13 protein-coding genes are annotated in these 13,180 nt (G+C 69.3%); 8 read left to right on the forward strand and 5 right to left on the reverse strand.

Annotated features, from left to right (window positions below):
• The 5 genes from BN13_RS11430 to BN13_RS11450 form a co-directional block, all read left to right on the forward strand.
• On the forward strand, window positions 1-655 hold a 655-nt coding region (locus BN13_RS11430; protein WP_157038720.1), incomplete at its 5' end, for a S1C family serine protease.
• A 20-nt stretch (window positions 656-675) separates the two neighbouring features.
• A complete protein-coding gene (locus tag BN13_RS11435; RefSeq protein WP_048546951.1) occupies window positions 676-1,734 on the forward strand; it encodes an AAA family ATPase in 1,059 nt (352 codons plus the stop codon).
• Window positions 1,713-2,603: a DUF58 domain-containing protein gene (locus BN13_RS11440; RefSeq protein ID WP_048546952.1), complete on the forward strand. Its 891-nt coding sequence runs from the start codon at window positions 1,713-1,715 to the stop codon at window positions 2,601-2,603. The genes BN13_RS11435 and BN13_RS11440 overlap by 22 nt, the downstream gene beginning before the upstream one ends.
• Complete coding sequence (locus BN13_RS11445; RefSeq protein WP_048546955.1) at window positions 2,600-3,610, forward strand: VWA domain-containing protein; 1,011 nt, start codon at window positions 2,600-2,602, stop codon at window positions 3,608-3,610. The genes BN13_RS11440 and BN13_RS11445 overlap by 4 nt, the downstream gene beginning before the upstream one ends.
• A complete protein-coding gene (locus BN13_RS11450; protein ID WP_048546956.1) occupies window positions 3,607-4,698 on the forward strand; it encodes a VWA domain-containing protein in 1,092 nt (363 codons plus the stop codon). The genes BN13_RS11445 and BN13_RS11450 overlap by 4 nt, the downstream gene beginning before the upstream one ends.
• Window positions 4,699-4,804: 106 nt before the next feature.
• On the opposite strand, the gene hflX is transcribed toward BN13_RS11450, so the two are convergent.
• Window positions 4,805-6,286, reverse strand: coding sequence for a GTPase HflX (hflX, locus tag BN13_RS11455; protein ID WP_084733714.1), 1,482 nt, complete (start codon window positions 6,284-6,286; stop codon window positions 4,805-4,807).
• Window positions 6,287-6,517: 231 nt separating this feature from the next.
• A complete protein-coding gene (locus BN13_RS11460) occupies window positions 6,518-8,224 on the reverse strand; it encodes a glycerol-3-phosphate dehydrogenase/oxidase (RefSeq protein ID WP_048546958.1) in 1,707 nt (568 codons plus the stop codon).
• A 71-nt stretch (window positions 8,225-8,295) separates the two neighbouring features.
• Between BN13_RS11460 and glpK the strand changes: the two genes are divergently transcribed.
• Together glpK and BN13_RS11470 are read left to right on the forward strand one after the other, a co-directional pair.
• On the forward strand, window positions 8,296-9,819 hold the full coding sequence (gene glpK, locus BN13_RS11465; RefSeq protein WP_048546960.1) for a glycerol kinase GlpK: 1,524 nt from the start codon (window positions 8,296-8,298) through the stop codon (window positions 9,817-9,819).
• A gap of 2 nt (window positions 9,820-9,821) precedes the next feature.
• Window positions 9,822-10,436 (forward strand): class I SAM-dependent methyltransferase, encoded by a 615-nt coding sequence (locus BN13_RS11470; protein ID WP_048546962.1) that lies wholly within the window; start codon window positions 9,822-9,824, stop codon window positions 10,434-10,436.
• A 2-nt stretch (window positions 10,437-10,438) separates the two neighbouring features.
• Here the strand turns inward: BN13_RS11470 and dapF are convergent, their stop codons facing one another.
• The 3 genes from dapF to def are packed head-to-tail and all read right to left on the reverse strand — an operon-like array spanning window position 10,439 to window position 12,826.
• Window positions 10,439-11,302: a diaminopimelate epimerase gene (gene dapF, locus BN13_RS11475; protein ID WP_048546964.1), complete on the reverse strand. Its 864-nt coding sequence runs from the start codon at window positions 11,300-11,302 to the stop codon at window positions 10,439-10,441.
• A 53-nt stretch (window positions 11,303-11,355) separates the two neighbouring features.
• Complete coding sequence (gene miaA / locus BN13_RS11480; protein WP_235434024.1) at window positions 11,356-12,252, reverse strand: tRNA (adenosine(37)-N6)-dimethylallyltransferase MiaA; 897 nt, start codon at window positions 12,250-12,252, stop codon at window positions 11,356-11,358.
• A 1-nt stretch (window position 12,253) separates the two neighbouring features.
• Complete coding sequence (gene def / locus BN13_RS11485; RefSeq protein ID WP_048546965.1) at window positions 12,254-12,826, reverse strand: peptide deformylase; 573 nt, start codon at window positions 12,824-12,826, stop codon at window positions 12,254-12,256.
• A 112-nt stretch (window positions 12,827-12,938) separates the two neighbouring features.
• Here def and BN13_RS11490 point away from each other — a divergent pair, with 112 nt between their 5' ends.
• Window positions 12,939-13,127 (forward strand): antitoxin, encoded by a 189-nt coding sequence (locus BN13_RS11490; protein WP_048546967.1) that lies wholly within the window; start codon window positions 12,939-12,941, stop codon window positions 13,125-13,127.
• Window positions 13,128-13,180 lie beyond the last annotated feature (53 nt).

The raw sequence follows: 13,180 nt of genomic DNA on the forward strand, positions 1-13,180 counted from the left end.
AGCTCGGGCCGCGGCCGGCCCGGTGGTGGACGAGAAGCTCAAGCAACTCGCCCAGCAACCGCCGGAGGGTCAGTCGGCCTACAACTCCATCGCACCCTCGATGGTGGTGATCCGCACTCAAGGCGGCGGCGAGGACGGGCTGGGTTCGGGCTTTATCGCCAACGCCGACGGACGCATCCTCACGGCTAACCACGTGGTGGACGGCGGCGGGAGCATCGAGGTCATTTTCGCCGACGGCACCCGGTCCTCGGCCACCGTGGCCGACCGGCAGCCCGACAAGGATCTTGCGGTGCTCACCGCCCAAACACTGCCCGCCGTCGTCACCCCGGCCACCCTCGCCGGTCCCGGGCCGATCGGGACCCCGGTGTATGCCGTGGGCCACCCCCTCGGCCTGACGTTCTCCCTCTCCGGCGGCTTAATCTCCGCGCTCGGGCGTGACCTGCAGACGCCGGGAGGCAAGCTGACCGACCTGATTCAGTTCGATGCCGCCGTCAACCCCGGCAACTCCGGCGGTCCGTTGCTCAATGGTGCCGGCCAGGTCGTCGGTGTGGTGACGGCCCTGGCCAATCCGAGCAAGCAGCCCTACTTCGTCGGCATCGGCTTCGCCGTGCCCATCTCCGCCGCCGGCGGCGCGGTGGGAGCGCCGCCGCTGTGACCCAATTCGAAGGAGCACCCATGGATGCGACCACGCAATCGCCGCAGGGCCAGGCCGGCGCGGGCCAGCGGGCCGGCGCGGCGAGCCACCCCCTGGAGCGCACCCTCTATGAGGTCAAGAAGACGATCGTCGGGCAGGACGACCTGCTGGAGCGGATGATCGTCGCCCTGCTCGCGCGCGGCCACCTCCTGGTCGAAGGCGTTCCCGGCCTGGCCAAGACCCTGGCGATCAAGGCGCTCGCCGAGGCGATCGGCGGCGACTTCAAACGCATTCAGTTCACCCCTGACCTCGTGCCGGCCGACCTGATCGGAACGCGGATCTACAACCAGCAGAGCGGGGAATTCCAGGTCTCACTCGGCCCGGTCTTTGCGCACTTGGTGCTGGCCGACGAGATCAACCGCGCGCCGGCCAAGGTGCAAAGCGCCTTGCTGGAGATCATGCAGGAACGCCAGGTGACCATCGGCCGGGAGACCTACCGTGCCCCCGACCCATTCCTGGTCATGGCGACGCAGAACCCGATCGAGTCCGAGGGCACCTATCCGCTGCCCGAGGCGCAGGTCGACCGGTTCATGTTCAAGGTTCGCGTCGGATACCCCTCTCCCGCAGAGGAGTTCGTCGTCGTCGAGCGCATGCTCGGGCTAGGCGAGCGGGCCAGCGCCGTGCTCGATCCGACGCAATTGCGCGACCTGCAACGCGCCGCCGACGCGGTCTATGTCGACCCCGGGATCATCCAGTATGCCGTGACGCTGACCGGGGCGACCCGCGACCCGGGCCTGGTCGGCCGCGATGACTTGCGCCGGTTCATCACCTTCGGCGCGAGCCCGCGCGCCTCGATCAACATGGTCGTCGCCGGGCGGGCACTGGCCTATCTGCGCGGACGCACCTATGCCCGACCGGAAGACGTGCGCGACCTCGCGCTTGACGTGCTGCGGCACCGGCTCGTGCTGTCATACGAGGCGTTGGCCGACAACATCGACCCCGACGCCATCCTCGGCCCGATCCTGTCGGCGGTCCGCATGCCCGAGATCAACGTCGGCCCGCCCGCGGGTCAGGTGTCATGGCATCGCCCCTCGCCCTGACCGCGGAGGCCCTGCTCCGCCGCGTCGAGTGGACCGTCCTGCGCCCGCTGGACGGGCAGTTGCAGGGTGACTACCGCACGTTGTTCGCCGGCGCCGGCATGGACTTCCGGGAGTTGCGGGAGTATGTCCCGGGCGACGACCTGCGGCGCATCGACTGGAATGTCACCGCCCGGATGGACACTCCCTACGTCCGCGAATACGCCGAGGATCGCGAACTCACGGCGTGGTTCGTGCTCGACCGATCCGGCTCGATGGCCTTCGGCCCACAGGGCCGCGGCAAGGAGCAGGTCCTCGTCGAGTTCACGGCAACCTTGGCTCGGCTGCTGACCAGGGGCGGCAACCGCGTCGCCGCGATCTTGTATGACGGGGCCCGCCCCGAGACCGTGGCCGCGCGGTCTGGGCGCCTGCACGTCTTGCGCCTGATCCACCGGCTCCAACAGCCGCACGACAGTGCGCACAGCCCGACCGATCTGGCCGGCCTGCTCAAGGCGAGTGCGGGCGTTATCCGTCAACGCAGCCTGGTGGTCGTGGTGTCGGACTTCATCTCGGCACCCGGTTGGGAGGCCCCGCTGCGGCTGCTGACTCAGCGGCACGACGTCGTACCCGTCCAGATCGTCGATCCGCTGGAGTCATCGCTGCCCGACGTCGGCGAGATCGTGCTGGAGGATGCCGAGACCGGCGAGCGGGTGCTCATCGACACCGGAGATCGTGCGTTCCGCGAGCGGCTCCGGGCCTTGGCGGAGCAGGAGCAGGACCAGATCCGTGACCGCGTCCGCTCCTGCGGCCTCGACCTGACGACCGTGTCGACCGCCGACGACCTTGTCGAGGTGTTCGTGCGGTTGGCGGCGCGGCGGAAGCTCCGCCGATGACGTTCACCTATCCCTGGGCGCTGCTCGCGCTGCTAGTCATCCCGGTGCTGATCTGGCGCTATCGGGCCCTGCTGCGCGCCGATCAGGAGCGCCGCGAGGCCTTGGCACGAAGCGGTCTGGTCCCGGCCGCTGCGGGAGCAACGGGAGCGACGCGCTCAGCGCGGCGAGGTCGCCACCTCGTTCCGGCCTGTCTGCTGGCGACGCTCGCGCTGCTGATCCTGGCTGCGGCCGGGCCGGCCGCGACCCTGACCCAGGTGCACCGCGAAGGCACCGTGATCCTGGCGTTCGACACCTCCAACAGCATGCGCGCCACCGACCTCCGGCCCGACCGGTTGGCGGCGGCGAAGGCCGCCGCCTACCGGTTCATCGACGCGCAACCGCGCAACATCCGGATCGGCGTCGTGGCCTTCAGCGACACCGGAAATGTCACGCAGTCACCCACCGACGACCCGAGGCTCGTGAAGTCGGCGGTCGATCGCCTCGGCGCCCACGGCGGCACGTCACTCGGCCAGGGTCTGTTCACCGCGCTCAAGGCGATCGCGGGCGGCAAGCTCACCGTCGATCCCGAGCAACTCGCCAGCGATCCCGACAGCGTCGATATCGGCTACTACGGCTCGGCCCGGGTGGTGCTCCTGTCCGACGGTCAGGACACCGGCACCCTCGACCCGCAGGCGATGGCCCGGCTCGCCTCGGTGGCCGGAGTGAAGGTGAGCACCGTCGGCCTGGGTGACCCCGGCGGGACGACGGTGACAATCGACGGGGTGGCGCAGCATACGGCCCTGGACGAAGCCTCCCTCCGGGGGATCGCCGAGACCACCGACGGCACGTATGCCCGGGCCACCAGCGCCGGCGACCTCGGCGACATCTATGCCGGGATGAAGCTCGATTTCGTCTCACGCCGAGAATCCACGGAGCTCGCGCCCTATATGACCCTGCTGTCGCTGCTCATCCTCGGTCTCGGCGTGACCGTCTCCGTCGTGCGCACCGGACGGGTGGTGTCGGCATGAGTCTCGGCTGGCCGCTGGCGCTGGCGATGCTGCTGATCCTGCCCCTGGTTCTCGGGCTTTATGTATGGCGTCAACGTCGCCTCCGGGCTGCCGCGGTCCGGCATTCCAATGTCGCCCTCCTGCGCGCCGCCCTGGGGACGCGACGCAAGCCCTGGACCCGGCACCTGCCCCTGGTGGCCGTGCTGCTGGCGCTGATGTCGCTGGGGCTGGCCAGCGCCCGGCCGGCTACGCAACTCGCGGTTCCCCAGGACCGGACGACCATCATGCTGGCCATCGACGTGTCGCGTTCGATGTGCTCCATCGACGTCGAACCCAACCGGATTGCCGCTGCGAAGTCGGCCGTGCGCGAGTTCATCGACGACCAACCCAAGGGCACCCGGATCGGGTTGATCGCGTTCGCCGGCTATGCCGAGATGATCGCCGCGCCGACGACCGACAAAGACCAACTGCGGGCGGCGGTCGACGGCCTGACCACTGGACGGGGAACAGCGATCGGGTCGGCGATCTTGCGGTCCGTCGACGCCATTGCGGCGATCAACCCGTCCGTCAAGCCCATCGGACCCGATGAAGTCCCCGTCCCCGCGCAGGACGAGCAGACGATGCCCCTACCCGCCCCGACCAACGTCCAGCCGCCCACGGCGGCACCGATCCCGGACATCGTCGTGCTGCTGACCGACGGCGCCAACACCCGCGGGGTCCGCCCGATGGACGCCGCGAAGGCGGCCGGGGACCGCGGCATCCGGGTGTTCTCGATCGGGTTCGGCACCTCCGAGCCGACCCGGATGGTGTGCACGCGCGAGCAGCTGGGCGCCGATGCGTTCACCGACGACCTGCCGTATGGCCGTGGCGACGTCGCCCAGTTCCTGGTCGTCGACGACGCGACGATGAAGGCCGTGGCGACCGCGACCGGCGGCACCTACTCCCCCGCCTCAGACCGCGCCGAGTTGCAGTCGGTCCTGGCGAAGCTGCCGCGCCAGACGGTCACCGCGACTGAGACCGTCGAGATCGCGCCGGCTCTCGCCGCGCTCGGCGCCGTGCTGCTCCTGGGCGCGGTAGCCATCGCGATCCGCCAGCGCCGCTTCCCCTGACGACGGGGTTGCCCCGAGCCCGCTTTTACTGAGCCCGATTCCCCTGAGCCCGGTTGCCCTGACTGGGTTGCCCTGACTGGGTTGGCCTGGCGCCGGTTGGATCGGGTCAGGCGCCGAACGGGGCCAGCTCCGCGGCCAGGTCAGGGCCGACCAGCGCCTCGACACGCGTGCCGTGCTCGGTGTGCTCGGAGTCGAGCAGCTCGCCGGTCTCGTGGATACGCGAGAGGAGGTCGCCGCGGTCATAGGGAATGAGGACGGCGACCCGCACCCCCGGTCGCGGCAACTCGCCCGCGACCAACTCGATCAGTTCGGCAATGCCCGCACCGGTATGCGCCGACACCGCGATGGCGTGCTTCTCGTGCCGCAGCAGCCGATCGACGACGTCCGGGTCGGCGATATCTGACTTGTTGACGACGATGATCTCTTTGACATCGGCGGCCTCGACATCGGCCAGCACAGCGCGCACCGCGCTGATCTGCCCCTCGGGGTCGGGGTGGGAGCCGTCTACGACGTGCAGCAGCAGGTCGGCGTCGGCGACCTCTTCGAGCGTCGAGCGGAAGGCATCGATCAGCTCGTGCGGCAACTGCCGGACAAAGCCGACCGTGTCCGTCAGGGTGAACTCCCGACCGTCCGGCGTCTCGGCGCGGCGAACCGTCGTGTCCAGCGTCGCAAACAACTGGTTCTCCACCAGCACCCCGGCGTCGGTCAGCCGGTTGAGCAGCGACGACTTGCCGGCATTGGTGTAGCCCGCGATGGCGACGCTCGGCACCCCATGTGCCTTGCGGGAGTGGCGCTTGGTGTCCCGATGAGTCTTCATGTCTCGAATCTCCCGGCGCAGCTTTGCGATGCGGGAGTTGATCCGGCGCCGATCGAGCTCGATCTTGGTCTCACCCGGGCCACGCGAACCGATGCCCTCACCGCCGGCCACCCGGCCACCGGCCTGGCGAGACATCGACTCACCCCAACCACGCAGGCGCGGCAGGAGGTACTGCAGCTGCGCCAGCTCGACCTGAGCCTTGCCCTCCCGGGACTTGGCGTGCTGGGCGAAGATGTCGAGGATCAGGGCGGTCCGGTCGATGACCTTGACCTTGACGATGTCTTCGAGGGCTCGCCGCTGGGACGGCGCGAGTTCGGAGTCGCAGACAACGGTGTCGGCGCCCTCGGCGATGACGACGTCGCGCAACTCCTGGGCCTTGCCCGAGCCGAGCCAGGTGCCGGGGTCGGGACGCTGGCGGCGCTGCAGCATACCGGCCAGGACGTCGGATCCCGCCGTCTCGGCGAGCGCGGCCAGTTCCCGAAGCGAGTTCTCGGCATCCTCCGCGGTCCCCTCGGTCCATACGCCCGCGAGCACGACGCGCTCCAGGCGCAGCTGGCGGTACTCGACCTCGGTGACGTCCTCAAGCTCCGTCGAGAGTCCGCCGATGCGTTGCAGGGCGGCGCGTTCCTCCCGCTCGAACTGCTCGCCGTCCCGGTCGCTGGATTCGTATGCCGCTCCCGCCAGCGCGCTCGCGCGACCCCTGAGGAGGTGGTCGCCGGCCGCCCCGGGCAGGTCGCGGGGGTCTGATGTCTCAACTGCGTAATCACTCATGCGGCCTCCAGCGTCTCACGTGGCCGACCCCGGTCGCACCTGAAATTGCCCGGGCCCTGCCCCGCTCACATTTCCCGCGGACAGTTGGAATACGTATGCCGCGCTTCCCGCCGCTGTCTCCCGCGTGGCACCAGCCGAATGTCCCGGCATTGATATTCCAAATGTCCGCTGTCCCGCACCGAAGTGCGCAGAGTGAGCAGTGAAGTGCGCAGAGCCGTGCGCAGGGGCGGCTCAGTGGCCGGCGCGCAACCGGGCGTCGCGAGCGGAGGTGCGCTCGGCGTTGGCTTCCTGGTCGTCCGGCATCTGCTGGCTCTCGCGCTCGGCCTGGACGCGCTGGCGATACAGCTGGACCTCCGTGGCTCGCTCGGCCTCGTCCCAGCCCAGCACCGGGGCGACGAGGTCGGCGACGGCGTCGGCCGAGTCCACACCCCGGGACAGGGTCTCGATCGAGATCCGCGTGCGCCGGGCGAGTAGGTCGTCCAGATGGAGCGCACCCTCGTGGGTCGCGCCATACAGCAGCTCGATCTTGAGGTATTCCTCGGCGCCGGGCACCGGCTCGAACAGGGAGCGGTCGCCCTCGGCGAGCTCGAACAACTCATTCACGAGCGAGCCGTAGCGGCCGAGGAGGTGGTTCAGGCGCCATACGGGCAGGTCGACCTTCCGGGCGAGCCGGTCGAGCTGGTTCATCAGCGCCGGGTAGCCGTCGGCGCCGAGCAACGGGATGTGCTCGGTGACGCTGTCGGCGACGCCCGGGCCGATGTCCTCGCGCGCCGCATCGATGGCGTCGGCCGCCATGACCCGGTAGGTGGTGTATTTGCCGCCCGCGATCGAGATCAGACCCGGCTGGGGCCGGGCGACGGCATGTTCGCGGGAGAGCTGGGACGTCTGCTCGTCCTCGCCGGAGAGCAGCGGCCGGAGCCCGGCATACACCCCTTGAATGTCGTCTGGCGTGATCGGGTGGGTGAGGACCGAGTTGACCTGCGCCAGGAGGTAGGCGATGTCGGCCTTGCTCGCCGCCGGATGCGCGAGATCGAGATTCCAGTCGGTGTCGGTGGTGCCGATGATCCAGTGCGTACCCCAGGGGATCACGAAGAGCACAGAGCTAGCCGTCCGCAGGATCAACCCGACCTCGGAGTTGATCCGGTCCCGGGCGACCACGATGTGCACGCCCTTGGACGCGCGCACGTTGAAGCGCCCGCGTCCCCCGGCGAGCGTCTGGATCTCGTCGGTCCACACCCCGGTGCAGTTGACGACGACGGACGCTTTGACGCTCACCCGGGCCCCGGTCTCGACGTCCTCGACAATCGCCCCGGTGATGCGCTCCCCCGCCCGGGTCAGTTCCACCACCCGGGCCGAGTTGAAAATCAAGGCACCGTATGCCGCGGCCGTCCGCGCCACCGTCAGCGTGTGCCGGGCGTCGTCCATCTGGGCGTCGTAGTAGAGCAGCGCGCCGGTCAGGGCATCGCTGCGCAGGGCCGGGGCCAGGCGGCGGGCGCCCGTGCGGCTGAGCTGCTTGTGCCCCGGCACGGAGCGGGCGCCCCCCATGTTGTCGTAGAGCGTCAATCCCGCGCTGACATAGGGGCGTTCCCAGGCGCGGTGGGTCAGCGGGTAGAGGAAGGACACCGGCTTCACCAGGTGCGGCGCGAGCCGGGTCAACGCCAGTTCCCGCTCCTTCAGTGCCTCGCGCACCAGCGCGAAGTCGAGTTGTTCGAGATAGCGCAGGCCACCATGCATGAGTTTGCTGGAGCGAGAGGACGTGCCCGAGGCGAAGTCACGCTGCTCGACCAGGGCGACGGACAGTCCGCGCGTGGCCGCGTCGAGGGCGACACCGGAACCGGTCACCCCACCACCGATGACGAGGACGTCGAAGTGCCGGGTCCCCAGGCGCGTCCAGGACTTGGCGCGATAGGCCGGATCGAGACGCGGAGGGGTCGCCATACGGTCATTGTGCCAAGCAAGTAGGTTGGCTCCGGCATCGCTGCCCGTGATCAACGCGACGAAGGAGCCCTGTGGCCGAGACGACCTACATCCTGGCGGTCGACCAGGGGACGACCAGCACGCGCGCCATCCTCTTCGATCACTCGGGCTCGATCGTGGCGGTGGATCAGCGCGAGCACCAACAGATCTTCCCTCGGGCCGGCTGGGTCGAGCACGACGGCCTGGAGATCTGGGACAACACTCGCGCGGTGATCGGCGGCGCCCTCGGCAAGGCCAATGTCAACCGGTCTGCCGTCGCGGCCGTGGGCATCACGAACCAACGCGAGACGACGATCGTGTGGGATCGGCATACGGGGATCCCGATCGCGAATGCGATTGTCTGGCAGGACACGCGGACCCAGCGGCTGGTCGAGGAATTGGGCGGGGACGAGGGACCCCGGCGGTATGCCGCGCGCACCGGCCTCCCCTTGGCCACCTACTTCGCCGGGCCCAAGGCCTGCTGGCTCCTGGACAATGTCGCCGGCGCCCGCGCGCGGGCGGAGGCGGGCGACCTGCTCTTCGGAACCATCGACACGTGGGTGCTGTGGAATCTCACCGGCGGCCCGGACGGCGGGCTCCATGTCACCGACGTGACCAATGCGAGCCGCACGATGCTGATGGATCTCCATACGCTGCAATGGGATTCGCAGTTGTGCGCGGCCATCGGGGTGCCCGAGTCGATGCTGCCGCAGATCCGGTCGTCGGCGGAGGTGTATGGCACGTGCCACCCCGGCATCCTCGACGGCGTGCCGGTGGCCGGCATCCTGGGGGATCAGCAGGCCGCGACCTTCGGGCAAGGCTGCCTGGAGCGGGGGATGGCCAAGAACACCTATGGCACCGGCAATTTCATGCTCCTGAATACCGGCACCGAGATCGTCCCGTCGGACAACGGGCTGCTGACGACCGTTTGTTATCGCCTCGGCGACGAGCCGGCGGTCTATGCCCTCGAAGGCTCGATCGCCGTGACCGGCTCCCTCGTGCAATGGTTGCGCGACAACCTCGGGATGATCGGTGCGGCCCCGGAGGTCGAGACCCTGGCGCAGTCGGTGAACGACAACGGCGGGACCTATTTCGTGCCTGCCTTCTCGGGGCTGTTCGCCCCGCACTGGCGTCCGGATGCCCGCGGGGCGATCGTCGGGTTAACCCGCTTCGTGACCAAGGGGCACATCGCCCGGGCGGCGCTCGAATCCACCGCCTATCAGACCCACGACGTGTTGCAGGCGATGAACGCCGACTCCGGAGTTGCGTTGCGGGAGTTGAAGGTTGACGGCGGGATGACCGCCAACGACACGCTCATGCAGTTCCAGGCCGACATCCTCGGCGTCGACGTCATCCGGCCGGTGGTGGCTGAGACGACGGCCTTGGGGGCGGCGTATGCCGCGGGGCTGGCGGTCGGCTACTGGTCCAGCACCGATGACATCCGCACCAACTGGCAGGAAGCGAAGCGCTGGTCGCCGGCCATGGACGCGGGGACGCGCGACCGGTTGCTGCGCGGCTGGGACAAGGCGGTGCAGCGGACGCTGGATTGGGTCGACGACGACGTGGAGCAGGACTGAGGGTGGCGGCCTTCGAGCACTACTTCACGGCGCAGCCGGCCGGGGAGGCCGACCTGCGGACGCGGGTTGTGCACCTCGCCGGTGACGACGTCGAGGTTGTCGTCGCGTCGGGAATCTTCTCCCCCGACGGGATCGACCGTGGCACGGCTGTGCTCTTGGCGCAGGTCCCGCCGCCCCCAGCCGCCGGGACCTTCCTCGACCTCGGATGCGGCTGGGGTCCGATCGCGTTGACCCTCGCGCGCACCGCTCCCGAGGCGACCGTGTGGGCGGTCGATGTCAATGAGCGCGCGCTGGATCTGTTGCAGCGCAACGCGTCTCGCCTTGGCGTGGACAATGTGCGGGTGGCTCGGCCGGACGCGGTGCCGCCGACCGAGCGCTTCGATCTGATCTGGTCGAACCCGCCGATCCGGATCGGCAAGGCCGCCCTGCACGAGCTGTTGAGCACGTGGCTGCCGCGGCTCGCGGCGGGGGGATCGGCATACCTCGTGGTGGCGAAGCAACTCGGCGGGGACTCGTTGCAGCGCTGGATCGCCGAGCAGTGGCCGGCGTTCTCGGTCGAGCGCTACGCCACCGACAAGGGCTTCCGGGTGCTGCGCGTGGGCGCGCCGACCGGCTGACCTCAGGGAAGAGCGACCGTACCGTCGGCCACGAGGACGGCCGGGCCGGTCAACTCGACGTGACCGTTGGCCAGGAGCCGTACCTGCAGGCGCCCACCCGGGACGTCGACCGTCCAGGGCTTGTCGCGGTCGAGATCGCCGGCCCACAGGTGGGTTGCGATGGCGGCAGCGCAGATGCCCGTCCCGCAGGATTCGGTCTCGCCGACGCCGCGCTCGTGCACCCGCATCCGGATGTGGCCCGGGCCGAGCGGCTGCACGAACTCCACGTTCGTGCCGGAGGTCGGGTGGGGGTTGATGACCGGCGCCTTGCTCAGGTCGAGGGTCTCCAGATCGACTGTCGGCGGCACCGCGACGACCGTATGGGGATTGCCCAGGTTGAGTCGCAGCGCCGAGAACGGCTCGTGGTCGGGGACATGAACCAAGGCATCGATGCCACTGGCCCCGGTCTCGGCGTCCTCGTAGCGCCAGGGCCCCATGTCGACGACGACATTCTCCCCCGCAAAGCGCACGAACTTGGTCCCCGATCGGGTGGCGACGCCGAATCCCGCGGCCGAGGCCAGTCCCTCGCGGCGCAGATAGCTCGCGAAGACCCGCACGCCGTTGCCGCACATCTCGGCGACGCTGCCGTCGGCGTTGCGATAGTCCATGAACCACTCGGCGTCGACGGCTTGGGCTCGGATCTCGGTGTCGGCCGCCTCGCTGGTGCGGGCAACCCGGATAACGCCGTCACCACCGATGCCGGACCGTCGATCGGCCAGCATCGCCGCGAGCGAGGCCGTCAATGCGAACTCGTCGTCGCGGTCGTCCACAAGGACGAAATCATTGCGGGTCCCATGGCCTTTGGTGAAACGCACCGTCCTCGACATGCGCCCATTCTCCGGTATGCCGCGAGCCTCCCGCGCCGTGGTGGCGCCGGGTGTCAGCGGATCAGCGCGAGCGCCTGGGAGATGAGGTCGGGGCTGGCGGCGTCGAGCCAATGGATGCGTGGGTCGGGGCGAAACCAACTCTCCTGCCGCCGCACGAACCGCCGGGTCGCCGCAATGGTGGCGTCGATGGCTTGCCGCTGCGTCAGTTCCCCGTCGAGTTGGGCCAGGGCCTGCTGGTAGCCGATTGCCGTCCGCGCCGTTCGGCCGTCCCGCAGGCCCAGTGGGAGCAGGCCGTCGACCTCCTCGACCAGCCCGTCGGCCCACATCTGCTCGGCCCGGCGGGCGATGAGCTCGTCCAGCTCACCGCGGTCCCGGCGCAGGCCGATGGTGATCGTCGGCATGCGATACGTCCGCTCGGGCAGGACGGCCAGAAACGGGGCACCGGTGAGCTCGTTGACTTCGAGCGCCCGCACGACGCGGCGCGCATTGGTGGGCAAAATGTGTTCTGCCGCCGCGGGATCTACCCGAGCGAGGCGATGGTGAGCGGCCAGCGGGCCGTGCTGCGCGGCATACGACTCCCAGCGGGCACGGACACGCGGATCCGTGGGCGGGATGTCGAGGGAATCGAGGGCAGCACGGACATACAGCCCACTCCCCCCGACGAGAATCGCGTGGCCGGCGATGGCGTCGAGATCGGCGCGCGCGGCCCGTTGGTAGGTCGCGACGCTGGCTTCCTGGTTCACGTCGAGAACGTCGAGTTGGTGATGTCGTATGCCGCGCCGCTCCCCCGGCGGGAGCTTGGCCGTCCCGATGTCCATCCCGCGGTAGAGCTGCATGGCGTCGGCGTTGACGATCTCGCCGCCGAGCGCTTCGGCCAGCGCGAGACCGAGCGCGGACTTGCCGGTGGCCGTGGCCCCGACGACGGCGATGATCGCCCGCTGGTGCGGCACGTCAGTGCCCGAACGGGTCCTCGTCGACTCCCGGCATCCAGGAGTGGCCGGGCCTTCCCCAGCCTTCTGAGCGAATGGCCTTCAGCGCCTTCTTCTTCCACTTCTCGCCCAGGCGGTCGACATAGAGGAAGCCGTTGAGGTGGTCGTACTCGTGCTGCATGCAGCGGGCGAACCACCCGGTCGCGGTGAAGGCGATGTCCTCGCCAAAGCGATCGACGCCGGTGACCTCGGCGCTCTCGCCGCGCCGGAGCGGGTAGTGCAGCCCGGGCACCGATAGGCAGCCTTCGGACTCGTTGTCCTTGTCCGGCTCCCCGACGGCCGGCTTGGCGGGGCGGACGAAGGGGTTAACGATGACGCCGATCTCGGGGACGCCGTCCTCGTTGGCCATGCTCCAGGTGAAGACCCGCAGTCCCACGCCGATCTGGGGGGCGGCCAAGCCGACGCCATTGGACGCTTCCTGGGTCGTCAGCATGTCGTCGATCAGGCTCTGGAGATCCGGGCCGAAGTCGGTGACGGGCTCGGCGCGGCGATGCAAGACGGGCTCGCCGGTGATGACGATGGGGCGCACGGGCATACGCCTAATTGTCCCTTATCCACCTCCCAGGTTTTCCCCAGCATCAGAGGGCTACCCTGAGCCCGAAGGAGCGTCAACCGGCGCCACCTCCCCGACAGAGAGGAGTCCGCACATGGGTATGTTCGACGACATCAAGGGCAAGGTCAGTGACCTCGCCGGCGAGCACGCCGACAAGGTCGAGGACCTGAGCGACCAGGCCATCGATAAGGCCTCGGACGCGGCCGACAGCGCGACTGGCGGCAAGTACTCCGACCAGATTGACACCGCCGGCCAGAAGGCCGACGAACGCATCGGGGAGTAGCCCAACTCGTCGACAACTTCGGGCGCCGGACCACCTCCCAGGTTTTCCCCAGC

It is taken from the genome of Nostocoides jenkinsii Ben 74, from assembly GCF_001046875.1.
In the GTDB taxonomy this organism is placed as follows: domain Bacteria; phylum Actinomycetota; class Actinomycetes; order Actinomycetales; family Dermatophilaceae; genus Nostocoides_A; species Nostocoides_A jenkinsii.

Bases quoted from the DNA above. Each gene is read 5' to 3' on its own strand.
- BN13_RS11435 (WP_048546951.1), top strand. From the start codon at position 676: ATGGATGCGACCACGCAATCGCCGCAGGGCCAGGCCGGCGCGGGCCAG.
- BN13_RS11440 (WP_048546952.1), top strand. From the start codon at position 1,713: ATGGCATCGCCCCTCGCCCTGACCGCGGAGGCCCTGCTCCGCCGCGTC.
- BN13_RS11445 (WP_048546955.1), top strand. From the start codon at position 2,600: ATGACGTTCACCTATCCCTGGGCGCTGCTCGCGCTGCTAGTCATCCCG.
- BN13_RS11450 (WP_048546956.1), top strand. From the start codon at position 3,607: ATGAGTCTCGGCTGGCCGCTGGCGCTGGCGATGCTGCTGATCCTGCCC.
- hflX (WP_084733714.1), bottom strand. From the start codon at position 6,286: ATGAGTGATTACGCAGTTGAGACATCAGACCCCCGCGACCTGCCCGGG.
- BN13_RS11460 (WP_048546958.1), bottom strand. From the start codon at position 8,224: ATGGCGACCCCTCCGCGTCTCGATCCGGCCTATCGCGCCAAGTCCTGG.
- dapF (WP_048546964.1), bottom strand. From the start codon at position 11,302: ATGTCGAGGACGGTGCGTTTCACCAAAGGCCATGGGACCCGCAATGAT.
- def (WP_048546965.1), bottom strand. From the start codon at position 12,826: ATGCCCGTGCGCCCCATCGTCATCACCGGCGAGCCCGTCTTGCATCGC.
- BN13_RS11490 (WP_048546967.1), top strand. From the start codon at position 12,939: ATGGGTATGTTCGACGACATCAAGGGCAAGGTCAGTGACCTCGCCGGC.